Here is a 25,178-nt window from a genome sequence, read left to right as displayed (position 1 = left end):
GAGTCTTTTTTTACAGTTCAAACGTCTTCCCCGAGTCCGGGATGAATAAAATCGATTCTCCGCTTCCTGCTTTAAACCGGTAGCCTACTCGAGGGGTAAATGGATTCCATTCTCCCCCGGTCGTCGGAACGCTTTCCATGTACGTCACGTCATTGTACGTTTTGCTCAACGTCTCTTCTGCCTCCGCTACCGAATAAGTCGGTACGGATAACACGATTCCTATACTTACGCTGATCACTCCAAACGACACCGCCCACGGAGTCGATGTCGGCTTTCGAAACTGTACCAAGACTAGTAGCATGATGATCCAGCCAATCGGCACCCCGAATGTTGCGGCTCCCCCATATACTCGAACGTTCACTTCCATCAACACGACAGTTATTATACCGCCAATCATCCACCACCACTTCATCCACATCACCTCCCTTTCATTATCCCAAAATCAGGAAATGACTCAACATCTTTTATTCACATTGATGTATGATAACTTATAGTGTATTATATACAGTATAAAGATAAACGAATGAAGGAGGCGAAAAAATGTCCGATGTAAAAGCCTCGTTAGTGACAGAGTTGCGACGCGGCACGTTGACGATTGCGGTGCTCAGCCAGTTGAAGACACCCCAATACGGCTATTCTCTCGTTCAAGCGCTACTTGATGCCGACATCAACATTGACCAGAGTACGCTCTACCCGCTCTTGCGTCGACTTGAAAAACAAGGACTCGTCACGAGCTCCTGGGACACGACGGAGAGTCGACCACGAAAGTACTATGTGCTCAGCCCGGACGGATTGGATATTTTGAATGAGTTGTACGTGGAATGGATGAACATGTCGAAAACATTGACCCGTTTGATTGAAGGAGGAAATGATCATGAATCTTCGTGATGTGTATATTGATGAAGTCACCTCTCGAATTCCTGAGTCGATGCGGCAAGACGTCGCACTCGAATTAGAGTCGACCATTGATGACATGACTGGAAATGACCCGTCTGAAGCGACTTTGTTTGAAGCGTTGCGCCAACTCGGTGACCCTCATATTCTCGCTGCTCGTTATGCGAACCGACCGCTCCACCTGATCGGCCCTGCCCTCTTCACACAATACGTGAACGTCATCAAGATCGTCTTACCGATTGCCGTCACGGTCATCACAATCCTCTCAGTCATCGGTTATCTGAACAACTCGATTGACGACACGTCTTGGCTTCCATTCTTGATTCAAGGATTCCTTCAAGTCGGGGCGGCCATCTTCAACGTCGTCGTCCAGACGCTATTTTGGATTACGCTTACGTTCTTCATCATCGAACGCACTGTGCCTGAAGGTGAAGTCCCCTTCTCTAGTTGGAAACCTAAACAACTCAAGAAAGTGAAACCACGTTCGACCTCGATTTCTTTTGGTTCAATCTTGTTTGACTTTGTCGCCACCGTTTTGATGGTCGTATTGTACGTCAACGCCGAGCAGATGATTCGAGTCGTCATGAATGGTAAATCCTATCCGTTGTTGAATCCGTCTGTCTTGGATCGATTCCTCCCGTTTGTCATCGCCTTGGCCGTCTTTGGGATCGCCATCGCTATTTATAAATGGATGGTTCGACACTGGACGAAGCCGCTCGCCTTGTGGAACGCCCTCTTCAATGTCGTCTGGATTGTCATCACGGCGCTCATTTTACTGCAACCTGATTTGATTTCATCCGACGCCATTTCGTTGATTGCCGATCAAACCAATATCGACATCGAAACGATTAGTCGCTGGGGCGCCTGGAGTGTATTGCTCACCATCATCATCGTGTGTATCATTGATTTAGGTGAAGGTTTCTACAAAGCATTTCGGCGTTGATCTCACATTCAAACGTTTCATTTCCGAGGAAAGTGGAATACGGGACTAGAGAACGGATTTTGAATGGGGAGGCATTTGATGGGTATTCCAACAATCAAGTTACATGACGGCCATGAGATTCCAGCCATTGGACTCGGGACGGTTTATTTGAAAGGTGAGGCAGGCGTCGACGCCATTACGTGTGCCATCCGAAACGGATATCGACTCATCGATTCGGCAATTCGTTATGACAATGAAGGCACGGTCGGTGAAGCGGTTCGTCAATCCGGCATTCCGCGCGAACAGCTTTTCTTAACATCAAAATTGCGCGCGCAATATTATGACTACGACCAAGCACTCGAGATGATTCGGGAGTCCCTGTATCGGGCGAACCTCGACTATTGGGATTTGTTCCTCTTGCATTGGCCAAACCCGAAACAAGACAAGTATGTCGAGGCATGGCGTGCCTTGATTCAAGCGAAGAAAAACGGATGGATCCGCTCCATTGGGGTCTCGAACTTTATGCCGGAACATCTCAATCGTTTGATTGAAGAGACGGGAGAAACACCGGTCATCAATCAAATCGAGCTACACCCGTACTTCTCTCAAGTCGAACAGCGTCAAGCCGACAAGGAGCGAGGCATCATCACAGAAGCGTGGAGCCCACTCAGTCGCGCCCGTACGGTCATCCATGATGAAAAGATCACCGAGCTCGCCAAACAAAAAGGAAAGAGTGTGTCTCAAGTCATCTTGCGTTGGCATGTGCAACTTGGGGTCATCCCGCTCGCCCGCTCGTCTAGCGAGTTGCACCAAAAAGAGAATCTCGATATCTTCAACTTTGAATTGACAGATGAAGAGATGGAGACGCTTAATGCGTTGACGAAACCAGATGGTCGCATCGATGACCAGGATCCGCGTGAATACGAAGAGTACTAAAGAAGATTGAGCCAACGGAGGCTCAATCTTCTTTTCGTTATACGGTTCAGAGTGGATGTCGTTTGAAATGTTCAGCAATGTGTCGTTTCATGGCGTCTCGATTTTCGGCGAAGATGCGGTGACGATGACCGTTCCCGCCGGATGGGTGCGGAAACCCGCTCACGACCCGCTCCTGGTCCAAGAGACCGCGCTCCACTAACAGCTCCACGGCTCGTCTCACGTTCACGCCCATCGGTAGAATGAGGGCATCTTTCAGCTGTGCCATCTCTTCAGCGAATACACCTTCCACGTAAGGTCGAAACAGTTCAGTCCGAATCATATCCGGGCTCGACCCGTTATAGTTCTTACCTTTATAGAAAACGGGATAAGGGAGAACCGCCGTGTTTTGTACGAGATGGTTCGCCGACCCAAATAAATCAAGGGATGATTCGATTCCCAAATGATGATGTAAATCCAAATCGTCCAGCATCGTCACCAAGTTCTTACGAATCGGACCAGAGAAACTTCCCCGTTGTTTGACGGCTCGCAGTGCTTCTTCATCAGAAGCATCTTTCAAATCGCGAATCGCCTCGAACGACTGACGCATTTGATACAAGCCTGGCGTGATCCCGGCGATAACGACTTTAGCATCCGGATTGATATATTCAAACGGTGCGTAATAGATATCAAGTTGTTTCTTTTCATCACGATCTAACAAAAAATCTTCACTTTTTAACTTCTCTTCCTCTAAATCAGATAGCTGCAAGATTTTTGATTTATATGTGTGAAATAATTTTGTTCTTGTCACCTGAACCATACTCCTTTCATTTGCTACTTCTATCTCTATTCCCCAAAATCTTCATGTGAAAAAAATTCATGTTTCAGACAAATGCTATATAAAAATAAAGCGCTTCCATTCCATATTTTGTGATATTCTGACGTTGTGATTGAAGAAAGATTTCCTTAGGTTTTATAACATTTCACAAGGAGTGTGTTGAGACATGAAAGCAGTCGTTGTCAATTCAGCAAGCAAAGCCAATATCGAAATCGTTGAAAAGGAAATACGTCCATTACAAGCAGGAGAAGCACTCGTCGATGTCGAGTACTGTGGGGTATGTCACACGGACCTTCACGTCGCCGGTGGTGATTTTGGAGATGTTCAAGGTCGCGTGCTCGGTCATGAAGGAATTGGAGTCGTGTCTCAAATTGCGGATGATGTCACGAGTTTAAAAGTCGGAGACCGCGTCAGTATCGCTTGGATGTATCATGCGTGTGGTCGCTGTGAATATTGTACGACGGGACGGGAAACGTTCTGCCGAAACGTTCAAAACGCCGGATATAGCGTAGATGGCGGAATGGCCGAACAAAGTATCGTCGTCGCCGATTATGCCGTCAAAGTACCTAAAGGATTAGACCCTGCACAGGCATCAAGTATTACTTGTGCCGGTGTCACGACGTATAAGGCCATCAAAGTGGCAGACGTCAAACCTGGTGAGACGGTCATCATCTATGGTTGTGGGGGACTGGGCAACCTGGCAATTCAATATGCGAAGCATGTATTCAATGCGCATGTGATTGCCGTCGACTTGAACGATGATAAGCTTGAACTTGCCAAAGAGAGTGGCGCTGATTTGACAATCAATCCATCGACCGAAGGAGATGCGGCAGACATCGTCCAAGAGAAGTTCGGTGGTGCACACGCTGCAGTCGTCACGGCTGTCTCTAAAGTCGCATTTAACTCAGCTGTCAATGCGGTTCGCGCTTGTGGGAAAGTCGTAGCAGTCGGTCTTCCTTCTGAAACGATGGATTTGAATATTCCTCGTCTCGTTCTCGATGGAATCGAAGTCGTCGGATCTCTCGTCGGGACACGTAAAGACTTAGAGGAAGCCTTCCAATTCGGAGCAGAAGGACTCGTTGTGCCTGTTGTTCACAAACGTTGTCTTCACGAAGTTCAAGATATCTTTGAAGAGATGGAGCAAGGGAAAATTCAAGGACGCATGGTCATCGACTTCAAAAATAAAGACTGTTAATTAAAACGAGGCCATGTGCCTCGTTTTGTTCTAGTTTGACGTTGACGGGGTATAGTTGCTTTTGTATAGTTAGGAACGTCCAAAAAGCCGAAAATGAAAGAGGAGTGACTTGATTTGACTCCATCAACGTCAACCCGTCTGCTTGATTTGCTGACAGAACGAAACAATCAAGTTCGACGGATGAGTGAACAATCTTGGAATGAACAGAGTGACATCCTCATCTCAAACTCTGAATGGTATATTCTCGCAACACTTTACCAATCGAACACGACTATTGCCGAAGTCACAAGAAATGTCCATATCTCTCGACAAGCCATCCATAAACTAATTAAGAACCTTGAAGGAAAAGCACTCGTTCTCGTAACGGACCATCCACAGAGTCGAAAAGACAAATGCATCGAACTGACTGCGCTCGGCCATACTTGTTATGAACAAAACGAGGCGCTCAAAGCGCAACTCGAGCAACGTATCCGAGAAGGAATTGGACAAGATGCCTTCGAGCAACTGAAAATCATTCTGCGCATGGACTGGAAGCTGTAATCGTGTCGGATAGAATCGGCACGGTTTTTATATGCATATATGAACCCAAACGTCAACCGAGTTGACATTTCACCTTCTGAACGACTATGCTTATGGATAAGGAAGAGGTGATCGACTTGTTTAAAGCTGGAGACTTAATCATCTACTCGACCCATGGCGTATGTCGCATCGACGACATTTCGGACAAAACGGTCGCAGGAGAAACGAAATCATACTACACGCTTCACCCGATCAACAATGCACAGAAGTTACAGATCAGCATCCCGGTCGATAACGATAATGTGATGATGTTGACATTGCTCGAAGCAGACGAGGCATTAGAGATTTTAGAGTCGTTCCGCTCGCCTGGCGTTGAATGGAACCCGCATTCCAACAATCGCAATCGCGAATTTTTGAATGTCGTCCATTCAGGGAACCGTCACGATATCGCTCAAGTCGTCAATACATTGAGTCGTCGACATATTGAGGCGCTCCATGCGAATAAAAAGCTATACGAACAAGATCGTAAGATTCTAGAGAACGCCAAAACCATTTTGGTAAAAGAAATCTCGCTTGCTCTCAATCGTTCAGAAAGCGACATTGATCGTAGCATATCTGAGTATTTACATGAAAGTATGACGACACTCACACCTTGACCCCTTCCTGTGGAAGCGGTCTTTTTTTGTGATTCATCAATACGGACGAGCCATCATCGGCACAGGTTCAATATCGTCGCCACAAGGGTACGCAACCTGTCGAAAAAAGTCTCTCTCCATCACAGAAATAAACGACAACAGTTAAGGGATCGTCAAACGCATCGATGACATACTAGATAGGTCCGAAAGTCCAAAAAATGGTGAAAGAGTAATCACTTGTTCTATACAAAGAGGGCGAGCATACGATTGTATACTCGCTCCAAGTAAATTAATTGTGTACCACATCTTTTTCTTTTAGACCGAGCGCGAGCGCTGTCGATTCGTGAATCGTTCTAAACAGGTCCGGATGTTCCGACAACTTCAAGCCATACGATGGAACCATCTCTTTGATTTTTGCTTCCCATTCCGGCAACTGTTGCGGGAAGCACTGTTCGAGCACTTTCAACATGACATGAACAGCTGTCGATGCACCTGGAGAAGCACCAAGAAGTGCCGCGACCGATCCATCTTCCGCGCTGACGACTTCCGTTCCGAATTGAAGCGTCCCTTTTCCTTGCGGAGTATCTTTGATGACCTGAACCCGTTGCCCAGCCACAACGATTTCCCAATCTTCGTTCTTGGCGTTCGGGATGAATTCACGCAGTTCATCCATCCGTTTGTCGTGTGACAAGAGTACCTGCTCGACCAAGTATTTCGTAAGCGGCATCTCTTTTGCACCTGCCGCAAGCATCGTGATGACGTTATTCGGCTTGACCGTACGGATCAAATCCAAGTTTGATCCTGTTTTCAAGAACTTCGGCGTGAAGCCGGCGAACGGTCCAAACAGCAATTCTTTGCGTCCATCGATAAAGCGTGTGTCGAGGTGCGGTACCGACATCGGCGGTGCCCCGACTTTCGCCTTTCCGTAAACTTTAGCGTGATGTTGCTCGATAACCTCGCGATTTTTACAGACGAGGAAGAGCCCACTGACCGGAAATCCTCCGATTTGTTTCGACTCGGGAATCCCTGTCTTTTGTAAGAGTGGCAAACTACCACCCCCGCCTCCGATAAAGAGGAATGGTGCCGTATGCGTCTCAATCGTGTCCCGAGACACGTCTTTCACTTTCACTTCCCAATGACCGTTGCCGAGACGCTTCACGTCCTCGACGCTATGACCATAGTTGACCTCGACCCCGTTTGATGTGAGATGCTCAAACAACATACGTGTCAATGCACCGAAGTTCACATCCGTCCCTGAATCGATTTTCGTTGCGGCAATCGGTTCATCCGATGTCCGACCTCCCATGATGAGCGGGAACCATTCCTGTAATTGATTCGGGTCGTCCGATAAGACCATCCCTTCAAACAACGGATTCGTTGTTAGCGCTTCCAAACGACGCTTCAAGAAGTCGACGTTCTGCTCCCCTTGGACCATGCTCATATGTGGAATCGAACGAATAAAGGCCTCTGGGTTTTCAATTAATCCTTGCTTGACGAGATGCGCCCAAAACTGGCGCGAGATTTGGAACTGCTCGTTGACGTTGACTGCTTTGGAGATGTCGATCGTCCCATCTGCGTTCTCAGTTGTATAGTTTAATTCGCATAGTGCGGCATGTCCCGTACCTGCGTTATTCCATTCGTTTGAACTTTCTTCCCCTGCTGCATCGAGCTTTTCGAACACTTTGATGTTCCACTCCGGTACGAGCTCTTTAAAGAGTGAACCGAGCGTTGCGCTCATAATGCCTGCCCCAATTAAAATGACGTCTGTTCTCGTTTGCGTACTGCTCATGAAAACCCCATCCTTATCCCCTGAATTTTTTGTCATACAATCGAAGAATCCCCATTCCTCAATCGTATATTTTATAATCGTTATACCGATTATAACTCTTTTGTGATGAATGATAAGGGTTATGTATGATTTTTTGTGTTGAAACTTTTTATGAAAATGGGATGATTCCTTGAAACGAAGGAGGTATTCTTTTGAGACGTGGCATACGTTTTAAAATACCCAATCAATACGGGCAGTTTTTGCAAGTGATATTGAGTCCAATCCCTCTTGACCAATACCGATGGAAGGTGGTGGATGAGGAATCCTACATTGTGAAAGATGAGCAACTCGATCGTCTGTTATTTTTGGATTCGACCGTAATCGATGGTCGTCAACTCAATGAACTGATTATTCAACAACACTATTTGATTTTCGTTGATATCAAAGCGTTCCACCCTAACGTGTCTACGGAAGTTGAAACGTATGAAGACTTTCTACGTAGCACGTGCGAATTTGCACTAATTGTGACGGACAGTCAAGACGTGACAATCTATTGTAAAGATCAACAGATGCTCGGCTCGCTCTATCAAAATGCTATTTTGCATGGATTCGAGGACATCGCATACATCACAAGTAACAATGACTCGAGGACACACCTATCATGTTGGTGATTATACATTTAAATAAGGAGAATCCATCATGCCCACACTCTATTTGATTCGCCACTGCTCAGCCGCGGGCCAAGAACCTGACGCCCCGCTCACGGAAGCAGGTCACGCACAAGCTCTCCTGCTTCGCGACTTTTTTCGTGATATCTCGATTGATCGGATCATCTCAAGCGATTACATCCGTGCGGTCGCTTCGGTCACGTCACTCGCCGATGCCCACCAACTTCAAATCGAGCGTGAACCGTTACTGAGAGAACGCATCCTGTCTCACGAACCGCTTGAAGACTGGCTGACCCCATTACGTCAATCGTTCATCGACCCGACTTTCAAACTACTTGATGCTGAATCTAGCCAAGAAGCGACGAATCGCATCCTACAAGTCGTGGAGCGTGCTCAATCTCAACATGCCGCGACACTATTGGTGACGCACGGCAACCTGCTCGCACTCCTCTTACAACACCTCGACCCACGATATGACTTTGAAACGTGGCGTACGATGCGTAATCCAGACGTCTATCGCCTCGATTTCGATGGTCATAATTCAGTTATTGAGCACATTTGGCCATACAAATAAGCCGCCTCGACATGAGACGGCTTTTATTACTTCTCTACGAAAAACATTGAAATCGCACCTAAACCAACGTGTGTCCCGACCGAGACACCCATCTGCATGAGGTAAATCTCGCCTGTAAAATCTGTTTCTGCTTCAATTTTCGCTTTTAAGTTTTCGGCAACTCGCTGATCGGATGTATACCCGATGATCACAAAATTCGTGATATCCGGATTCACGCGTTTCACGAACTCGTCCGTATAATGCTTCAGCACTTTACGGGTACCTCGTTCCTTGGCAACAATGGCACCTTTCCCGTTCTTCATGCTCATAATCGGTTTCACCATGAGTAGTTTTCCGATGATGGCACTCGCGTTTGAGATTCGTCCGCTCTTAATCAAGTGGTCCAAGTCGTCCACGGATAAGAAATGCTTCACTTTCGTCTTGTACGTCTCATTGAAGTCAACGAGCTGTTCGAACGTCGCACCGGCTTCACGCATTTGCGCACTCTTTAGCAACAGCCAGCCGCTCCCGTGACTCATCGAACGAGAGTCGACGACGTGAATTTTAACAGTCGAGTCAGGATGCGCCTCTTCGAAGTACTCTTTTCCGATGATCGCCGACTGATACGAGCCGCTCGTGCCACTCGACATACAAATGCATAAAATCTCCTCATGACCGGCAGCGACCGCATCTTCCATCAATCGTAAGAACGTCGCCGGGCTCGGCATTGCCGTCGTCGGAAATTCCGGGAGCGCTTCCAACATTCCATAAAAATCATCCGGCTGGATATCCACCCGGTCCTGGTAAGACATATTGTTCATGGTAATGATCAACGGCGCGACCCCGATGTTGTACCGTTCAAGCACTTCATCCGATAAGTCACACGTTGAATCTGCTAATAATTTAATCATGCATTCCTCCAAAACTTTCTCCATAAGTGACGGGAATCATCCTATAACTTCGTCGAGTCCGACGTCACGATAGGATCTCCTTTAGTGTAGCAGATTTGGAGGGGGAAATGTTTTTTTACTGGGTTTGATGTGCGACTTGTTTTTCATGATACAAGAGCCATTCTTTTCGCCAAAGTCCGCCGGCATAGCCAGTCAATTTCCCATTTGATCCGATGACGCGATGACAAGGCAAAACGATGCTCAGCTTGTTACGCCCGTTCGTTGCTCCGACCGCGCGGACAGCCGCGGGTCGTTTCACTCGTTCGGCGAGTTCTCGGTAAGAAGCCGTCTCCGCATAAGGAATTTTCTGTAACGTACTCCACACATCCCGCTGAAACGGCGTGCCCACTTGTTCAATCGGAAAGGTGAACGTCATCCTCTCCCCTCGAAAATAATCATCGAGTTCATCCTTACACTGTCGCAACACACCAGGTACATTCGGTTCAGGTAATTGCGCCGCTTCGCGTTCGACGAATAAGATTGATTGAATGACTTTCTCTATCCCAACGACTTCGATCAAGCCAATTGGTGTCTCCACGTCTAGTCTATACGTTTCCATATAATGACCTCCACAGATAAAATGTCGCGTATCCTTCCCAACCCTTCCAGGACTCACCGTAACGTCTCACTTCTTCAATCGTCGGCTTTTCAGTCGTCCCTAAACGATGCTGAATCGCTTGATGCAATCCGACATCCGCGACTGGGAAGGCTGAGGCGTCTTGGAAACACTTCATCAACACATAGTCTGCCGTCCATTCTCCGACACCCCGGATTGCGAGTAACCGTTGACGGGTATCAGTTGAAGATTGCGATTGTAGAGCCGATTTTGATAATGTCCCACCTGTTATTTCCCGTGCAATATCAATGATATACTCCGCTTTCCTTCGACTGAACTGAAGCTCACGTAACGCTTCCGGTTCGAGCGAGGCGATTCGTTCCGCCCGTGGGAACGTCCAATACGTTCTTCCCTCGACGACTCGCTGTTCTCCATATCGTTCGACGAACCGACGTTTGATTGTATAGGCGAAGGATAACGTGATTTGTTGCCCGATGATGGCCCACGTGAGTGCCTCGAACAAATCTGGAAAGCCGATCATCCGTAACCCGCGATGCGCTTCAATCAAAGGAGCCAGTAATTCATCCTCTGCCCCCATCGCCTCAAACGGTGTTAGGTCACGATCGAGGTCTAACCAGTCACGCACCTCACGTTCAATGCTTTCCATCTCCATCTCTGAAACGTCATCGACTGGGAACACCACACGAATGTGACCCTGCTCTCCTTGAAGTTCGACGAGGATAAGGCGTTCCCCGATTCGCATCAACTTTTGAATCGCCTCGTCCGTCGTGACATGGAGCACCTCTTGATTTGACCGACTTAAAAAGACGAGATACTCTTGAAAATCAAACGGCTGCTGTACAGCGATTAGCATCTCTGTCATACGTCCTCTCCTTTTCGATACGTATTTGGTGTACAACCTTTCACTTGACGGAACACGCGGTAAAAGTTCGACGGTGTTTGAAACCCGACCTCATAGCAGACTGTCAGATTGCTCATCGCGGTCGTTCGTAATAAATAAGCTGCCTTGTCGATACGAAGTCGCTCCAATAGTTGCCTTGGCGTCTCTCCTGACGTTTGGGTGAACGTTCGCTCCAAATGGAACGGACTCAGCTGGACATGCTCGGCAATTTTTTCGAGGCGAATCGGCTGTTTATAATGTTCCATCAGATACACTGTCACCTGTTGTACGAGCGCTCGGTGTGGGGCATGCTCGACTTCCGGCTGGCATCGCTTGCACGGTCGGAATCCGTTCGCTTCCACCTCTTGTCTCGTCATATAAAAATCGACATTCTCTTTTTTCGGTTTGCGGGAACGGCATGATGGTCGGCAATAGATTCCTGTCGTCTTGACGGCCGTATAGAATAGCCCGTCATACGTCGCATCACAAGCGAGCACTTTCGCCCATTTTTCTTCAAATGTCAGCATCTCCACACCCCTTTCTCCTTACACTGTAGCAAATCTAAAATCAACATTTCATCCTCTTTCTTGCGCTTACAATCCCCTGTTTTTGAAACGTTTTACAGATTTCAATCGTATCCTATAGTACGATTTAGTTAGAAGACACTGTCAGTCATATGACAGATAAGGAGAAAACCTCATGCGCACTCGTTTTTCATGGAAACAATTAAAATGGCTCATCCCTATAGCATTAATCGGTTTGATCTTGATTCAGAGCGGACAAGAGTTGAAAGACCTCTCGCTCGCGACCGCCTTCACGACACTGAAACAACTGACCGGTTGGGAACAGTTCACACTCATCCTACTCGGTGGATTCGCTGTCTTGACCATGACGGGCTATGACTATTTCTTGCTACGCTCTTTACATATCGAGCTACCGAAACGAAAAATCGTTCAAACGGCATGGATCACGAACTCGATGAACGGGATGCTCGGCTTCGGCGGCGTGATTGGGATCGCGCTTCGCACCTCGCTCTATCGTCCCTATACGGATACGAAACGCTTGCTCCGTGCCATCGGATGGATGACCCCGACACTTATCAGCGGTCTGTCCATTCTTTCCATCGGTGTGCTCCTCGGGATCTTTCCGGCCGGTGGGCTCGTCGGTACGAAACCGTGGATTTGGCCAGTGTTACTCGCCGTGAGTGCGATGCTCCCGTTTTATTTGTTCGTCACATCACGCCGATCAAACGTCGGATGGTCCACTCTGCTCGGGTATACGATGACCTCGCTCGCAGAATGGGTCACCGCTGGATTCGTCGCCATTTATGCTTTGACGTTACTAGACGGGTCGGACTCATTCGTGCAACTCTTCGCAGTATTCATCGTCGCGACGGTCGTCGGTGTCGTCTCCCTCGTCCCTGGGGGTGCCGGAACATTTGACTTACTGTATCTCGTTGGGATGACTCAACTTGGGATTCATCAAGACATCGTTCTGTCTTCACTAATCATCTATCGATTCGTTTATTTTGTCGTCCCATTTTTAATCGGACTCTTTCTTGCGGCTATCGCGTTTGGGGACCAGGTCGTCAAACAAATCGAGTATCGGCCAATCATCGGGTCCTCGTATGAGATTGGGACCGTCGTGTGGCGCGTCATTTCGCGGACGCTTGCGAAGATTGGACGATTGACCGGAAGTCTCATCGCACTCATGAGCAGTCTGTTGATTTGGTTCCAGACGCTTCTCCCGAGCGTGACGCCGCTCTATGAAGTGAATGGCTGGTTTGAATGGATCGGAACTTTTTTCTTGTTGAGTGCCGGACTTCTCATGTTTTTGTCCGTCTATGGCATGTATGTGCGGACAAAACGAACGCTCTGGTTACTCAACACTGCCTTCATCTTGGCGACCATCGGGGTCATCGCTCGTGGTTTAAACCTGTTTGAGACCTTCGTCGTCATCGGGTTTGCGATGTTCGTCTGGTTGACACGTAAACGACACGTCCGATACCGCTCGATTTTAACGACAGGACGTCTCATTCGAAGCTTGATCTACGTCCTGCTCTATGTCGGCACCCACGCCCTCTTGTTACAGTCGTTCGCGGGTACGGATGACTTATTCTTCACATCTCATCAAGCCGGTTGGTTGACGACGTTCGTCTTGTTATTGACTTCGATCGTAGCAAGTGCGCTTCTGCTCTTATTCGACCGTTGGAAACGCCCGGCGCTTGGAGAGGCATACGATGAACATCGAATCAGACAGTTTCAAGCGGCGCAACAAACATCAAGTGGCTTCGACTTGGCCCATATGGCAGATAAGCGCTTTTACATGAACGAGGCCGGAGATGCGTGTCTGTTGTTTGCGACAGCGCGGAACCATGCGATTGTTCTTGGTGACATTCAAGGCGAGAAGCAGGCTGCAACTTCTCTTTTGACGCAATTCATTGAAGATGCAGATCGGATCGGGTATATCCCTTTATTTTATCAAATTACACCAAATTGGATGCCGCGCCTTCATGATGCCGGCTTCACGTTCTTCAAACTAGGGGAAGAGGCGACGATTGACGTCTCGACCTTCTCCTTATCCGGGAAGAAGCGTGCAAATATGCGCTCTCTCTACAATCAGTTTGAGAAGAAGGGCATCACGTTTGACATCGTCTGTGAACCGAGCCTCCTTCTCTTACAAGAGTTAAAAGACATCTCAGACGAATGGATTGGAAATCGAAATGAGAAAGGCTTCTCCCTCGGATTCTTCGACTATGAAACGTTGACCCGTTATCCGATTGCCTTATTACGAGATGCGGACGGTGTCGTCGTAGCTTTCATTTCGTTACTCCGAGGAGACGGAGCCATCTCAATCGATTTGATGCGTTCGAAAAATGATGCGCCATCTGGAGCAATCGAAGTATTGATTCTTCACATCATCGAATGGGCTCGCGAAGAAGGATATAATCATGTCGGACTCGGCGTGGCACCACTTGCGGCCGTCGGGGGGCAGACGTTCTCGCACTGGCCAGAGCGCGTCGCCGCCGATATTTTTGAAAATATCAGCTACATCTATCCGTTCAGTGGCTTGCGACAGTTCAAACAGAAGTTCAAACCGTCGTGGGAAGGTCGCTATCTCGCATTTCGTCAACGTCGGAAGTTGTTGCCCTCGATTTTACGAACGGCGCGATTGATTAGTCGGAAAAAATCATAACGAGAGATACCGCTCATCGACTCATTTTCAAAAAAGTACATGTAAAACTAGAGGTCTATTTGATTCAAAATCAACTCAAAGAAAAGAGATCTGATTCTTCAATACGAATCAGATCTCATGTTATTCACGAATCTACTTTCACCGCAGCTTTATGATTGATTCCTCCCCATTGCCCTCGCATGGCAAAAAGTAACGGTATCATCGGTGTGTGATACGGTATGAATTCTTGCTGTTGAATCATCTGCAGAATCGCCGCTTCATCCGCCCATTTCACGGCTTGCACTTCAGATTCCTGTAGCGTCAGCTCATTCAAATCCACTTCCATTTCGACCAGATAAATGTCGTCAAACCCTTCATCAAAATTGACGGTCAGATGCGGTCGTGTCTGAGATAGATCAAGCTTGAGCCCAATCTCCTCTTCGAGTTCCCGCATGGCGGCTTGCTGACTCGTATCCCCTACCGTGGCACTTCCTCCGACCGTGATATCCCACATGTTTGCCCAACCTTCCTTGAACGGTTGGCGCTGTTGAATCAACATCTCGCCCTTCTGGTTAAAGATACACACGTGAATGACAAGATGATACTCACCTTCTGGCAATCGACTTCCCCGTTGCCACGTGCGACCGGTTTTTTCTCGGTTCACCGTATAGACGTCCCAAAATTCCATTAGATCCTCCCCTTTATGTTGCGGCGCTAGATGCTGCTGCTTGATCGGCTTTCGCACAATCGATGGCTACGACGATGGAGATGAGAAGGTGCTCCATCTCTGGTTCTTCGACACGAATCTCGTAACTGTCTCCCCACGTGAACCATTTCTTTTGAACACTTCCGATAGAATGTCCGTTCTTCGTCACATCAAAATCCATGTCCCACCAATCTCCTTGGACATCGATCCCGGCCGCATCGATTGAATATTTCGGTTTGAAGAATGAAAATTCTTTCGAGATAGTCATCATATCTGTGTCGTCCACTTCTACGAAAAACTTTGGCAAAAAACTGAACGTCTTTTTCGTAATCGTCGTGACCGTATGGCCATTCACGTCTTTAATCTCAAACGATTTCGGAAACTTCATAAAGCTACCTTCGATAAAGTATTGATCATGTCCGTCAGCATCCTTGATGGTGAAGCGTCCGCGTAAACTGAACACTTTTTGTTTCATGTAAAGCGTGTGCATGATGATCCCTCCGATTTTATGTAGTCCTTTACGTACGAGTCCAACCTTGAAATCGATTCACTTATCACGAAACAGTTTCTTTTGATACAGTTTCGAGAACTTCCGATAATCGGTCACCTACCACGAAGCCATCCGGCAGTTCATACTTCTTCACGATTTCTGATACTAAATCGCCCTTATCCAACGTTTCGATTTGTTGAATGCTATATGTTTCTGTGATCCAACAATCCAATCCATATCATAAATGACTGCGTGTTTCATTCATTCCCTTCTTTCTAGATTGAAACTTCTTGGATTCTATCTAAAGGGATATCGGAAAGGTTGTACAGTATTTTATGAAAAATAAAAAGCCTGACTCCCTCGTCAGGCCTGTAACGCTTTATGAACAAAAGTATGCAAAGCCTCTCGGCTCGTGATATGTTCGTTGCACGTCTTACTGTCTACACATATGTATGTGCCGATGGCTTTGTAATAGTCCGGATTTTTCGCTTGTTTCGCTTTCGTGATCGTAACGCAGTACGTCACGTCCGTGAACTGATTACAGAAGGCACATATGTTTTTCTTCGTATTCGTGCTCGGTTTACATACGATGCCAATCAATCGACCTTCATGTTGACAAATCATCAACTTTTGCTTGGAACGTCCATCGTTCCAACTCAAATAAGTGAGTCGTCCAAAATCAACATCGGCTAGCTCCGGTAAGCGAAGCTTCTTCTGTTTCGGGAACAAACCCTTCAGCTGCTCGGCAGATACGACGGGAAATGGTTGAACCCATTCTTGTAATTGTTGCATGTACTCTTCGAACGCTTCGTTCGTCTGTAACGTCGAGAACTGTAAAAGCTTCAATTGTTCAGTCGTTGCCTCAGGGAATGCATAAATCACTTTCGACTGTGCCAAGTCGATGACTGCCCGCAAAACAGAAGGCGGCAAGCTTTGCATTCGACTCTCTTTGACGAGCCTCACTTGTTCTTTGATGAGATTATATTGTTCGTTTTGAATAAATGGATCTGACATCTTGTCGCCCCCTTCCTCAATCCTCAGTTTACAGGAGACGACGCTTCCTTACTGTGTACACTTTGATTAAGAAACATAGTCGACCTAAAAAGGTACGACTAGCGAACTAGTCGTACCTCCTTCATGTCGAGCAGTATATAATCTTTCGAATCGTGTGCGTCGCCAAATGATAGGATATGGCCAGACTTTCGATTCGCTCTCCGTTCCGAAACGCTGCGCGTATGGCTTCGTTTCGTTTCTCAAGTAATTGTTTCCCTCCGTTGACCGTTCCCCACTTCCGTTTCGTGTCGGTCGGGGTCGGCACATATAACGTTTCACCTTGTACGTATTGTTGCACCTCTTGCAACAATCGTTCTGGCAGAATGTGTTGCGCATTGACGTACTTCATCATACCTCGCTCCTTATTGAATGAATCCAATTCGATAAGGGAGCAAAGCCAAGTGGGTTACGTTAAATCAAGCGATCAAGGTATTCGTTTCGCCCCATGCAAGTGATCGCCTTTCGTCCAAATGGCTTTGCATGAGTGCGTGAAGACCTAGAAAATCGAAGCCGATTTTCCACGGGTATGCGCCTCCTTTGCGATGTGTCGTTCTTTCGATTATACCGAATTCAATGAATCGGCAAAAGGGCGGCTCAGCCGTTCTTCATACTGAATTCATCCGCGAGCGTGAAGGACACGTCTTTCACTTCTAGACCGCTTAACGCGAAATAGAGTTGGAGGTAGTTATGCTGGTTCAAGAAGAAGACCTGCTTCGTCTGCGTCACCCATTCTCCGTCCGTCCCGTTAAACGTAAACGTCGCACCCGGGATATTGTTCGCGAACAACGTCACTGGCATCTGTGCCAATTCTCCCGCATTCGAACGGGCAGTCAACGTGATGTCATACGTTCCGGTCTGGTCGACCGAGATAGCGAAGACGTGCGTGTTCCCTGTCGAGGTATCGATTCCTGACAAATCGACGTGTTCCCCGTTTTCGAGATGTTGATAGTCCAACTCAAATGCATCCTGTTGATTCGTTTCGTCTTCAAAGCCGAGCACCTCGACCGAACCATCATGAATCCCAAGCAGACGCTCCATCGCCGGTGATTTCAAGATGAATGAACAAATGTTGTGCGCACTCCGCAACAACTCGCCTCGTGTCACCGCGCCTTCTTCGAGCGATACCATCGTGTTGTCCTCGAATGAGTTGAGGTCTGGACGGTCGACGACCATGTACAAGTCGTTTTGTGAGCGAACCATCGCTGCCGTGTTTTTACGGTTGGCCGACTCATCCTCACGGAAGTTCACTTTTGCCCACCAGTCCGTCATGACAATCCCTTCAAAGCCCCACTCGTCACGTAAGATACGCGTGTTTTGGTCATACAGTCCAGCCGTCCAGATTCCGTTGACCGCGCCATAAGTCGTCATGATTGACGTTGCACGTCCTTCTTTCACCGCCATCTCGAAGCCTTTCAAATAAATCTCGCGTAATGCCCGCTCCGAGACGACCGAATCGATATCGTGACGATGTGCCTCTTGGTTGTTGGCGCTGAAGTGTTTGAGGGTGCCCGTCACGCCGACACGATGCATCCCATTTAGTTGGGCGATTGCCATCTTCCCAGTCACATGTGGGTCTTCCGAGAAGTACTCGAAGTTACGTCCGTTCAACGGATTTCGGTGAATGTTCATCCCTGGTCCAAGCAACGTATCGACGCGATTTTTCCGCATCTCGAGTCCTGTCATCTCAAACAAGTCTTCGACGAGATCGACGTTGAACGTGGACGCCAAGAGTGTGCCGTTCGGAAGCGCGAACGCCTTCATCCCGATATCCATGCGAATCCCTGATGGACCATCGGCACAACAGGCCGCTGGAATCTCAAGCTCGTTCAATCGGTCGGACACCCCACCAAACGCAGCGGCCGTTCCCGGTGTGACGCGTGGTGAGTTCATCCCTTGTCCGCGGACGATACAAGCCAAGTCCTCATCCGTCAATTGATCTAGAAATGCGTCGAGCGACGCCTTCCCGTGCACATCACTCAATTTGATGCCTTGGTCACCCGTGAACGCTCGCGTCTCAGGGCGTTCTTCCAAATAACGTGTCTCGACGTCAACGGCGCGAAGCGGTGTCGACTCATAGCTCACTTCAAACCCTCGTTCGCCTTGAATCGGTTTCATCCGTTCGAACGGGAGGACAGGTGCCATATTCTCGCTCAACGTCTCAAGGACACGTTGCTCACGCTGCTCGACCTCAAAAGCGAGTGCAGCCGAACGCACGTCTGTTCCGACATATAACCGATACGTCCCCGCCTCTAAAACGAAGCTCGATTCATGACCCGTCACGCCAGAGTCGTCATAACTCGCAAAGTCAATCATGTGGACGGTGAAAGAAAGTGTCTGTCGCTCACCTGGCTCAAGAAGCAACGTCTTCTCGAACGCGACCATTGACCGGAGTGGGTTCCCGAGCTTCGCCTGTGGCTTCTCGACATAGAGCTGAACGACCTCTTTCCCGTCACAGTCACCCGTGTTCGTCACTTCCACGTCAACCGTTAGGACGCCATCGACTTCTGCCGTCTGCGTGACCTCCGTTTTGAACGTCGTGTAAGACAGTCCGAACCCGAATGGGTACAAGACATCATCCTTCGCGAACGTCTCGAAATAGCGATAGCCGACATAGATGTCTTCTTGATAAATTCCTTTGTCCGCGTGACCAAAGTTCTTTGTCGACGGATAATCCTCGATCGAACGAGCGATCGTATCTGTCAGTTTCCCGGAAGGAGTCACGTCTCCGACGAGAACGTCGACAAGTCCTTTTCCACCTTCCATCCCGCCTTGCCAAGCATAGAGGATGGCACTCGGTTGCTCCGCCCATTTCATGTCGATGATGTTTCCGACGTTTAGGACGACGACTGTCTTTTGGAAGCGTTTCGTGACGCACTCGATCATCGCGTGTTCGATATCCGTCAACAAGTAGCTACCCGGGTCGGCCGTGTTGTCACGGTCTTCCCCTGCCGTGCGTCCAATCATGATGAGCGCGACATCTGACTCTTGCGCGGCTTGATCGACGAGTTCGTCCGTTACGTCCATTTCCTGTTGCGACCACGGCTCACCCGCCCAACCGACACCTTGGTCAAACGGATTCTCCGCCACCCACTCTTCATACGTCGCATAAAGCGATTCATTGATGTGAATGTCCGTACGCTCACGTATTGCCTCGAGCGGTGTCGTGACGTGTCCGACGTTCACCATCCCGCCTGATCCGGTACCGCTCTTATAGTAATGGAACTGGCTACGACCAAATACGGCGAGCTTTGTTTCAGGTTGTAACGGGAGGGTCTTCTGTTCGTTTTTGACTAACACGACGCCTTCCGCGACCGCTTGACGGGCCAATTCCTCATAACGTGTCCAATCTAATGTATACTGTTTCATTTCGTCAGCTCCTTTAGTCCTTTTGCGATTTCATACATACAATCTTCTGCTTGTGGATAGTCTCCCAACTTATCGATGAAAGCATGGTCCATCCCTCGATATTGAATGAGCCGTGTCGGAATACCTGCTCCTGACAGTTTCCGTGCATAGGCCTCTCCTTCAAGTCGTAAATAATCGTACTCGGCTGTCACAATCAGGGTAGGTGGTAGACCCGAGACATCGTCTGCGAACAACGGCGATACGAGGGGATGTTTGAGATCCGTCTTCCCTTGAAGATAGAGGTCATTTAGTAGCGAATCTGGATCCGCAAGCGCAAGCACGACACCACGAATCAAATCGTGATGGTATGAGATGGCGTACGCATCGAGTGTCCATTCAAAATCATCTGTCGGAATCGATCCTAGATTGACGACGGGATAGACGAGTGCTTGATAACTGATTCGATGTTCCCCTCGTTCTTGGTCCATCAGACAGCAAGCGGTCGCCAAGTTGCCACCGGCACTGTCACCGGCGACGCCGATTCGGTCGCGATGGATGTTCAACTCAGTCGTATTTTCATACACCCATTCAAAGGCGCGGTAACAGTCATTCAATCCGGCCGGGAACGCATGCTCCGGGGCGAGACGATAATCAACAGCGATGACAACCGCATTCGCCCGTTCCGCGAGTAGCTTACATGGATTCTCGATCGTCTCAAGCGTCCCCCCGAAGAATCCACCGCCGTGGAAGAAGAGAATGGCCGGGATTGCTTCGGTATGATGCGGACGATACAGACGGGCCCGGATGTCGCCGTCCTCACTTGGAATGAGTAGAGATTCCGTTGCGATCTCAATCGTTGTCTGATCCTGATTTGGCCAGCCCATGCCGGCGCGTGCTGCCTCGAGATTGAACGCCACGTCCGGTTCATCATCTGAATGATCCATGGCCAGTGTCGCGAACACGCGTGGGTCGAGGTCTCCAGTACGGTCTGAATCTGGAATAGGTTTGATGACGGTTTCGAGGTGGTTCGCGTATGTTCGATATTGGTCTTGTTGAAGGTGTTGGACGAGATGTTCATAATCGGATTCCATTATGTAAGCCCCTTTCTTTCGATATTCTTTAGCCTGTAAAAATATTGTTCATGGGTAAAGTTGTACATCGACTCATCGCATGATACGTTGTTGGAACAGATCACTAAAGGAGTGTTATTGATGTACAACTGCGTTAGCTGCAACAAATCATTGAACGAACATGACGTCATCCATACAGATGAACTCGGTCACTTTGGTGATCCAATCAAACATTATTGTGATTCTTGTTTCATCGAAGGAGCGAAAATCGGTTTTAACAAGATGGAGATTGGTTGTTGCACAGCATGCCAACAACCGTTCGTTTTACAGTATGATGCCGAAGAGACCGCTAGTCTGGCTCGAGAAGATGGAACCATCCACTACATATGCCCTCAATTATTAGACGCATATCGACAACAAAATGAAGAGTTGATTGACCAGTTAGAAGATGTTCATGATCAATTTATTTTTTATGCAATTCAACCCGATCCGACGCTGCCTGACTTCGGATAATGGATTGTCATTCGCTTTCCTACCAACTTTCGGTCTATAATGGACTGTATTGCAAATAGACATTGAAATTTTCTGAAGCAGAAGTTTTCACGAAAGAATGAGGTTACCCATGAACAAACAGCAATTTACTGATTATCGCCTGAGCGACGAGATCACTCGTGCGTTAGGCATTATGAAATACGAATCACCTACCGAAGTACAACAGCAGGTCATCCCCCGTGCGCTCGAGCGCGAAGACTTAATCGTCAAAGCACAGACGGGAAGCGGAAAGACAGCTGCTTTCGGGATTCCGGTCATCGAGCTCATCGACTGGGCCGAAAATAAACCCCAAGTGCTCGTCTTGACACCGACACGCGAACTCGCCGTTCAAGTCCGAGAAGATATGACGAACATCGGACGTTTCAAACGAATCAAAGCGACTGCCGTCTACGGGAAAGAACCGTTCTCGAAACAGCGTGAAGAGTTGAAACAAAAGACACATATCGTCGTCGGTACGCCAGGTCGCGTCATGGACCACATCGAGCGCGAGACCCTCTCACTCGACCGCATCGAATACTTGATCATCGATGAAGCGGATGAGATGCTCAATCGCGGCTTCCTCGCCGACGTTGAGAAGATTCTTCAACAGTTGCCGAAAGACCGCGTCACGATGGTCTTCTCAGCAACATTCCCACAAGACATCGAACGTCTCTGCCAGAAGCACATGAATGCTCCAGCACGTGTCTCGATTGAGTCTACAGGCATGACCGCCTCGACAATCGAGCACCGTCTCCTCCCGGTTCACCGGAACGAGAAGTTGGCTGTGCTGCAAGACATCACGGTCGTCGAGAACCCGGACAGCTGTATGATTTTCTGCCGGACGAAAGAGAACGTCGACACGGTGTACGCCGAGCTCGACAAAGCCGGCTATTCGGCTGAACGACTCCACGGTGGACTCGAACAAGAAGACCGTTTCGCCGTCATGAACGGATTCAAGATGGGTAACTTCCGCTACCTCGTGGCGACAGACGTCGCAGCACGTGGAATCGATGTCGACAACGTCGAACTCGTCATCAACTATGATGTTCCTGTCGAAAAAGAAAGTTACGTGCACCGTACGGGTCGTACCGGACGTGCCGGCAAACAAGGGACGGCCATCACACTCATGACCCGTCAGGAAGAGCGCCTCATCGGAGCCATCGAATCTTACGTTCAATTCGAAATTCCGATGATCGATGCTCCGACAGAAGCGGAAGTAGCGGCTAACCAAGATGCCTTTGAGCAAAAGTTGAGCGGACGACGCGTCGTTCGCAACAACAAGACGGCTCGCATCAATCAAGACATCATGAAGCTCCATTTCAGTGGCGGGAAGAAGAAAAAACTTCGTGCCGTCGACTTCGTTGGAACGATTGCAAAAATCCCTGGAGTATCCGCTGACGACATCGGAATCATCACGATCAACGACCAGATGACGTACGTCGATATCCTCAACGGAAAAGGTTCGATCGTCCTTCAGGCGATGGAAACGACGCCGATCAAAGGGAAGAAACTTAAAGTAAGCAAAGCTCATAAATAATGCATACCCAGCCTCAAAGATGATGTTCGTCTTTGAGGCTTTTTCGTTATTCGACAAACATCGAAAGCGCTTTCGATAAACGGTAAAAAAATATAGTTTTTAGAAAACGTTTTCATCTGCATCATACCTGTATCAAAGATTGAATTCAACCTTCCTCACTTGATTGTCAAAAAAGAGCCCAAGGTTTAAGCCTTGGACCCTTCACTTGAATCGAAAATCTTGAACGTTCCCTGTGAATCCCGAGATCGACACGTCATTCTTTTCATCGACGCGATAGTAGTATTCTGCGTTCGGTTCATTTGTAAATGTGACGTAGATCGTATACGGATTCGTGTGTTCGAAACCATCCGCGCGAAACGGGATTGTTCTTATGCTGTATGTTTCGTCCGGATACTGCTCAGCGAGATACATGTCAACGAGGTGCTTGTCTTCTGCGACCCGCTCCGCTATAAGAACAGGGCGTGAAAAATAGAACGTACCGTACGTCATAACAATCAGCAATGCAACGCCAACCATACCGAGTCTCCATTTTCCACGCAATGCTAGCGCAAGTAATAGTGGGATGGCAACCAGGATGAAAAATGCAACATATTCAATCAACTCGATCGGATGCATCGATTTTCCCCCAATCAGTCTAGTGACTCTTCAGAGATGAGCTTGAATCCTTCGATTTCTGTCTCCTCTTCTACTTCGATTAAGAGACATGGTTTTCCTTTATAATTCACTTGCTTCACGTATTTCAAATCTTGAGGACTGACCGAGATATTGGCGACCTTTGTATTGATCTTGATTGATTTTGACGTATACTTCGGAACGACACTCGTCGCTTTCATCTCATATTTCGTGTCGTCGACGACTTGCTTGAACGCCTGCTCGACCTTCTCCGTCGTCACATCTTCCACACCGCTCGCCCGTAAGACGACCTCGACCGCACGGGAGTCGAGCATCGCTACCCTCTCTTCTTCCTGTTCGTTCTCTTCTTCGGCGACAATGATTTGATTGATCTCATCGTAAACGGTCGCGAGTGTCCGAGAATTGACTTCTTCCCCGATGACAGCTTTAACCACTTCTTCGAAGACCGCCTTCTCTTCCACTGCCGTGACGATTTCCGAACCGTTCAACACGTTCTCGATGAACGTCATATCCGGTTGATGCGCTTTATGCGCCGAGTAAAGCACATGGTTCACATCGGCCGCGTTATCCGTGAAACACGGGAATAAGAATCCACCGATTGGCGCCTCGAGTTTGATGATCGGATTCACAATCAGACTGGCTTTGAATTCCCGCTCGACGAAGTCGAAGACGAGTGATTTTTTCGGAAGTTCTGTCGGACTGATGCTACCGAGGATGAACTTCGTCGTATACACTTCATCGTTCGCGTGAATCTCAGACTCTTCAGAATATCGGTTCGTCGGCTTATTGTAATTCCCCCGAATGAACGTCACGACCATATCTTTCTCAAACGGCGTGTCTTTCACCATCTTCAACGCGACGCGCTGCATATAGTCCGTCCAGACGTCGGTCTCTTCCGTACGAAGTCCTTCATAGAGCAACCCTTGCGTATGGTCGACTTGACCTTCCTCCGGATATTGGAACTTCACTTCGAACAACTTTTCATCTAGCTTCCCGCCGAGCACTTTTTTAAAGTTCGTCAAAAACAGTTCCTGCTGTTCTTCTTCTAAGAACGGGAACGGACGCAACTCTTCGTAGTAAATCTCATTCGTTTCCTGTCGGATGTAAATCGTATATAGATCAGCAATCTTGAGTTTGGTCGCATTTACTTTAAACTGTCGGCGAATCGCCGCAATCTCTTTCTTGTTCATTCCATCCACCTCTTCTTTTCTCTCCATCCATGTCACCCATTATACCAGTCCTGATTGGTTACTAGTTCCAAAGAAATAATAGGAGGCTGAACAGTCACTCAGATGCTCATGAATATTCACGAATGGGGCAATTTTTAT

At 48.1% G+C, this 25,178-nt stretch carries 26 protein-coding genes and 1 pseudogene; 11 read left to right on the top strand and 16 right to left on the bottom strand.

Features of this window, described 5'->3' with window-relative positions; translation table 11 throughout:
• Window positions 1-10: 10 nt before the first annotated feature.
• Complete coding sequence (locus KNO98_RS10555) at window positions 11-412, bottom strand: hypothetical protein (protein WP_214700817.1); 402 nt, start codon at window positions 410-412, stop codon at window positions 11-13.
• A 128-nt stretch (window positions 413-540) separates the two neighbouring features.
• On the opposite strand from KNO98_RS10555, the gene KNO98_RS10550 reads away from it, so the two are divergent.
• The 3 genes from KNO98_RS10550 to KNO98_RS10540 all read left to right on the top strand — a co-directional run bounded on the left by KNO98_RS10550 (window position 541) and on the right by KNO98_RS10540 (window position 2,752).
• Entirely contained in the window at window positions 541-888 is a 348-nt protein-coding gene (locus KNO98_RS10550; protein ID WP_026824682.1) for a PadR family transcriptional regulator, read from the top strand.
• Window positions 875-1,837, top strand: a complete 963-nt coding sequence (locus KNO98_RS10545) for an HAAS signaling domain-containing protein (RefSeq protein WP_214700815.1) — start codon at window positions 875-877, stop codon at window positions 1,835-1,837. The genes KNO98_RS10550 and KNO98_RS10545 overlap by 14 nt, the downstream gene beginning before the upstream one ends.
• Before the next feature lie 78 nt (window positions 1,838-1,915).
• On the top strand, window positions 1,916-2,752 hold the full coding sequence (locus KNO98_RS10540; protein WP_214700813.1) for an aldo/keto reductase: 837 nt from the start codon (window positions 1,916-1,918) through the stop codon (window positions 2,750-2,752).
• Window positions 2,753-2,798: 46 nt separating this feature from the next.
• On the opposite strand, the gene KNO98_RS10535 is transcribed toward KNO98_RS10540, so the two are convergent.
• Window positions 2,799-3,548 (bottom strand): hypothetical protein, encoded by a 750-nt coding sequence (locus KNO98_RS10535; RefSeq protein ID WP_214700812.1) that lies wholly within the window; start codon window positions 3,546-3,548, stop codon window positions 2,799-2,801.
• A 184-nt stretch (window positions 3,549-3,732) separates the two neighbouring features.
• On the opposite strand from KNO98_RS10535, the gene adhP reads away from it, so the two are divergent.
• The 3 genes from adhP (at window position 3,733) to KNO98_RS10520 (ending at window position 5,936) form a co-directional block, all read left to right on the top strand.
• Entirely contained in the window at window positions 3,733-4,761 is a 1,029-nt protein-coding gene (gene adhP / locus KNO98_RS10530; RefSeq protein ID WP_026824686.1) for an alcohol dehydrogenase AdhP, read from the top strand.
• Window positions 4,762-4,875: 114 nt separating this feature from the next.
• Window positions 4,876-5,301 (top strand): MarR family winged helix-turn-helix transcriptional regulator, encoded by a 426-nt coding sequence (locus KNO98_RS10525; protein WP_026824687.1) that lies wholly within the window; start codon window positions 4,876-4,878, stop codon window positions 5,299-5,301.
• Window positions 5,302-5,408: 107 nt separating this feature from the next.
• Window positions 5,409-5,936 carry a CarD family transcriptional regulator gene (locus tag KNO98_RS10520; RefSeq protein ID WP_026824688.1) on the top strand — a complete coding sequence of 176 codons (528 nt, stop codon included), beginning with the start codon at window positions 5,409-5,411 and terminating at the stop codon, window positions 5,934-5,936.
• A 268-nt stretch (window positions 5,937-6,204) separates the two neighbouring features.
• Here KNO98_RS10520 and KNO98_RS10515 read toward each other — a convergent pair whose 3' ends face one another.
• On the bottom strand, window positions 6,205-7,704 hold the full coding sequence (locus KNO98_RS10515) for a malate:quinone oxidoreductase (RefSeq protein WP_214700810.1): 1,500 nt from the start codon (window positions 7,702-7,704) through the stop codon (window positions 6,205-6,207).
• A 191-nt stretch (window positions 7,705-7,895) separates the two neighbouring features.
• Between KNO98_RS10515 and KNO98_RS10510 the strand changes: the two genes are divergently transcribed.
• Together KNO98_RS10510 and KNO98_RS10505 are read left to right on the top strand one after the other, a co-directional pair.
• Window positions 7,896-8,354, top strand: a complete 459-nt coding sequence (locus tag KNO98_RS10510) for a DUF2691 family protein (RefSeq protein WP_214700808.1) — start codon at window positions 7,896-7,898, stop codon at window positions 8,352-8,354.
• Between the two features lie 28 nt (window positions 8,355-8,382).
• A complete protein-coding gene (locus tag KNO98_RS10505) occupies window positions 8,383-8,925 on the top strand; it encodes a histidine phosphatase family protein (RefSeq protein WP_214700807.1) in 543 nt (180 codons plus the stop codon).
• Window positions 8,926-8,951: 26 nt separating this feature from the next.
• On the opposite strand, the gene KNO98_RS10500 is transcribed toward KNO98_RS10505, so the two are convergent.
• The 4 genes from KNO98_RS10500 to KNO98_RS10485 all read right to left on the bottom strand — a co-directional run bounded on the left by KNO98_RS10500 (window position 8,952) and on the right by KNO98_RS10485 (window position 11,838).
• Entirely contained in the window at window positions 8,952-9,815 is an 864-nt protein-coding gene (locus KNO98_RS10500) for a DegV family protein (RefSeq protein WP_214700806.1), read from the bottom strand.
• A 115-nt stretch (window positions 9,816-9,930) separates the two neighbouring features.
• Window positions 9,931-10,413 (bottom strand): methylated-DNA--[protein]-cysteine S-methyltransferase, encoded by a 483-nt coding sequence (locus KNO98_RS10495; protein WP_214700805.1) that lies wholly within the window; start codon window positions 10,411-10,413, stop codon window positions 9,931-9,933.
• Window positions 10,400-11,293 (bottom strand): DNA-3-methyladenine glycosylase family protein, encoded by an 894-nt coding sequence (locus KNO98_RS10490; RefSeq protein ID WP_214700804.1) that lies wholly within the window; start codon window positions 11,291-11,293, stop codon window positions 10,400-10,402. The genes KNO98_RS10495 and KNO98_RS10490 overlap by 14 nt, the downstream gene beginning before the upstream one ends.
• Window positions 11,290-11,838 carry a bifunctional transcriptional activator/DNA repair enzyme AdaA gene (locus KNO98_RS10485; protein WP_214700803.1) on the bottom strand — a complete coding sequence of 183 codons (549 nt, stop codon included), beginning with the start codon at window positions 11,836-11,838 and terminating at the stop codon, window positions 11,290-11,292. The genes KNO98_RS10490 and KNO98_RS10485 overlap by 4 nt, the downstream gene beginning before the upstream one ends.
• 172 nt (window positions 11,839-12,010) lie before the next feature.
• Here KNO98_RS10485 and mprF point away from each other — a divergent pair, with 172 nt between their 5' ends.
• Window positions 12,011-14,506, top strand: coding sequence for a bifunctional lysylphosphatidylglycerol flippase/synthetase MprF (mprF, locus tag KNO98_RS10480; protein ID WP_214700802.1), 2,496 nt, complete (start codon window positions 12,011-12,013; stop codon window positions 14,504-14,506).
• 124 nt (window positions 14,507-14,630) lie between these two features.
• Here the strand turns inward: mprF and KNO98_RS10475 are convergent, their stop codons facing one another.
• The 7 genes and pseudogenes from KNO98_RS10475 to KNO98_RS10450 form a co-directional block, all read right to left on the bottom strand.
• Entirely contained in the window at window positions 14,631-15,173 is a 543-nt protein-coding gene (locus KNO98_RS10475) for an NUDIX hydrolase (RefSeq protein ID WP_214700800.1), read from the bottom strand.
• Between the two features lie 13 nt (window positions 15,174-15,186).
• A complete protein-coding gene (locus KNO98_RS10470) occupies window positions 15,187-15,681 on the bottom strand; it encodes an LURP-one-related/scramblase family protein (RefSeq protein ID WP_214700798.1) in 495 nt (164 codons plus the stop codon).
• A gap of 97 nt (window positions 15,682-15,778) precedes the next feature.
• Window positions 15,779-15,919: pseudogene (locus KNO98_RS14715) on the bottom strand (nucleosidase); the annotation flags it as partial.
• A gap of 125 nt (window positions 15,920-16,044) precedes the next feature.
• A complete protein-coding gene (locus KNO98_RS10465) occupies window positions 16,045-16,695 on the bottom strand; it encodes a FusB/FusC family EF-G-binding protein (RefSeq protein ID WP_214700797.1) in 651 nt (216 codons plus the stop codon).
• A 121-nt stretch (window positions 16,696-16,816) separates the two neighbouring features.
• Window positions 16,817-17,083, bottom strand: a complete 267-nt coding sequence (locus KNO98_RS10460; protein WP_214700796.1) for a CD3324 family protein — start codon at window positions 17,081-17,083, stop codon at window positions 16,817-16,819.
• Window positions 17,084-17,328: 245 nt separating this feature from the next.
• Complete coding sequence (locus KNO98_RS10455; protein WP_214700795.1) at window positions 17,329-20,100, bottom strand: glycoside hydrolase family 3 protein; 2,772 nt, start codon at window positions 20,098-20,100, stop codon at window positions 17,329-17,331.
• Window positions 20,097-21,170, bottom strand: a complete 1,074-nt coding sequence (locus tag KNO98_RS10450) for an alpha/beta hydrolase (RefSeq protein ID WP_214700794.1) — start codon at window positions 21,168-21,170, stop codon at window positions 20,097-20,099. Before KNO98_RS10450 ends, KNO98_RS10455 begins: the two co-directional genes overlap by 4 nt.
• Window positions 21,171-21,290: 120 nt before the next feature.
• Here KNO98_RS10450 and KNO98_RS10445 point away from each other — a divergent pair, with 120 nt between their 5' ends.
• A complete protein-coding gene (locus tag KNO98_RS10445; protein ID WP_214700793.1) occupies window positions 21,291-21,662 on the top strand; it encodes a hypothetical protein in 372 nt (123 codons plus the stop codon).
• Window positions 21,663-21,771: 109 nt separating this feature from the next.
• The gene (locus KNO98_RS10440; protein ID WP_214700792.1) at window positions 21,772-23,217 is read left to right on the top strand and encodes a DEAD/DEAH box helicase; all 1,446 of its coding nucleotides are present in this window, start codon (window positions 21,772-21,774) and stop codon (window positions 23,215-23,217) included.
• A 201-nt stretch (window positions 23,218-23,418) separates the two neighbouring features.
• On the opposite strand, the gene KNO98_RS10435 is transcribed toward KNO98_RS10440, so the two are convergent.
• Window positions 23,419-23,832, bottom strand: coding sequence for a hypothetical protein (locus tag KNO98_RS10435; RefSeq protein ID WP_214700790.1), 414 nt, complete (start codon window positions 23,830-23,832; stop codon window positions 23,419-23,421).
• 14 nt (window positions 23,833-23,846) lie between these two features.
• Window positions 23,847-25,040: a DUF4317 domain-containing protein gene (locus KNO98_RS10430; protein WP_026824708.1), complete on the bottom strand. Its 1,194-nt coding sequence runs from the start codon at window positions 25,038-25,040 to the stop codon at window positions 23,847-23,849.
• Between the last annotated feature and the right edge of the window lie 138 nt (window positions 25,041-25,178).

The sequence above is a fragment of the Exiguobacterium sp. s57 genome, from assembly GCF_018617685.1.
In the GTDB taxonomy this organism is placed as follows: Bacteria; Bacillota; Bacilli; order Exiguobacteriales; family Exiguobacteriaceae; genus Exiguobacterium; species Exiguobacterium marinum.
Note: the sequence above shows the minus strand (reverse complement) of the source record. Positions and strands in the feature narration are given on the sequence as shown.

What these genes read in the sequence shown, in the direction of transcription:
- KNO98_RS10555 (WP_214700817.1), bottom strand. Translation starts at nt 412, where the DNA reads ATGAAGTGGTGGTGGATGATTGGCGGTATAATAACTGTCGTGTTGATG.
- KNO98_RS10550 (WP_026824682.1), top strand. Translation starts at nt 541, where the DNA reads ATGTCCGATGTAAAAGCCTCGTTAGTGACAGAGTTGCGACGCGGCACG.
- KNO98_RS10545 (WP_214700815.1), top strand. Translation starts at nt 875, where the DNA reads ATGAATCTTCGTGATGTGTATATTGATGAAGTCACCTCTCGAATTCCT.
- KNO98_RS10540 (WP_214700813.1), top strand. Translation starts at nt 1,916, where the DNA reads ATGGGTATTCCAACAATCAAGTTACATGACGGCCATGAGATTCCAGCC.
- KNO98_RS10535 (WP_214700812.1), bottom strand. Translation starts at nt 3,548, where the DNA reads ATGGTTCAGGTGACAAGAACAAAATTATTTCACACATATAAATCAAAA.
- adhP (WP_026824686.1), top strand. Translation starts at nt 3,733, where the DNA reads ATGAAAGCAGTCGTTGTCAATTCAGCAAGCAAAGCCAATATCGAAATC.
- KNO98_RS10515 (WP_214700810.1), bottom strand. Translation starts at nt 7,704, where the DNA reads ATGAGCAGTACGCAAACGAGAACAGACGTCATTTTAATTGGGGCAGGC.
- KNO98_RS10505 (WP_214700807.1), top strand. Translation starts at nt 8,383, where the DNA reads ATGCCCACACTCTATTTGATTCGCCACTGCTCAGCCGCGGGCCAAGAA.
- KNO98_RS10500 (WP_214700806.1), bottom strand. Translation starts at nt 9,815, where the DNA reads ATGATTAAATTATTAGCAGATTCAACGTGTGACTTATCGGATGAAGTG.
- KNO98_RS10495 (WP_214700805.1), bottom strand. Translation starts at nt 10,413, where the DNA reads ATGGAAACGTATAGACTAGACGTGGAGACACCAATTGGCTTGATCGAA.
- KNO98_RS10490 (WP_214700804.1), bottom strand. Translation starts at nt 11,293, where the DNA reads ATGACAGAGATGCTAATCGCTGTACAGCAGCCGTTTGATTTTCAAGAG.
- KNO98_RS10485 (WP_214700803.1), bottom strand. Translation starts at nt 11,838, where the DNA reads ATGCTGACATTTGAAGAAAAATGGGCGAAAGTGCTCGCTTGTGATGCG.
- mprF (WP_214700802.1), top strand. Translation starts at nt 12,011, where the DNA reads ATGCGCACTCGTTTTTCATGGAAACAATTAAAATGGCTCATCCCTATA.
- KNO98_RS10475 (WP_214700800.1), bottom strand. Translation starts at nt 15,173, where the DNA reads ATGGAATTTTGGGACGTCTATACGGTGAACCGAGAAAAAACCGGTCGC.
- KNO98_RS10470 (WP_214700798.1), bottom strand. Translation starts at nt 15,681, where the DNA reads ATGCACACGCTTTACATGAAACAAAAAGTGTTCAGTTTACGCGGACGC.
- KNO98_RS10465 (WP_214700797.1), bottom strand. Translation starts at nt 16,695, where the DNA reads ATGTCAGATCCATTTATTCAAAACGAACAATATAATCTCATCAAAGAA.
- KNO98_RS10460 (WP_214700796.1), bottom strand. Translation starts at nt 17,083, where the DNA reads ATGAAGTACGTCAATGCGCAACACATTCTGCCAGAACGATTGTTGCAA.
- KNO98_RS10455 (WP_214700795.1), bottom strand. Translation starts at nt 20,100, where the DNA reads ATGAAACAGTATACATTAGATTGGACACGTTATGAGGAATTGGCCCGT.
- KNO98_RS10450 (WP_214700794.1), bottom strand. Translation starts at nt 21,170, where the DNA reads ATGGAATCCGATTATGAACATCTCGTCCAACACCTTCAACAAGACCAA.
- KNO98_RS10445 (WP_214700793.1), top strand. Translation starts at nt 21,291, where the DNA reads ATGTACAACTGCGTTAGCTGCAACAAATCATTGAACGAACATGACGTC.
- KNO98_RS10440 (WP_214700792.1), top strand. Translation starts at nt 21,772, where the DNA reads ATGAACAAACAGCAATTTACTGATTATCGCCTGAGCGACGAGATCACT.
- KNO98_RS10435 (WP_214700790.1), bottom strand. Translation starts at nt 23,832, where the DNA reads ATGCATCCGATCGAGTTGATTGAATATGTTGCATTTTTCATCCTGGTT.
- KNO98_RS10430 (WP_026824708.1), bottom strand. Translation starts at nt 25,040, where the DNA reads ATGAACAAGAAAGAGATTGCGGCGATTCGCCGACAGTTTAAAGTAAAT.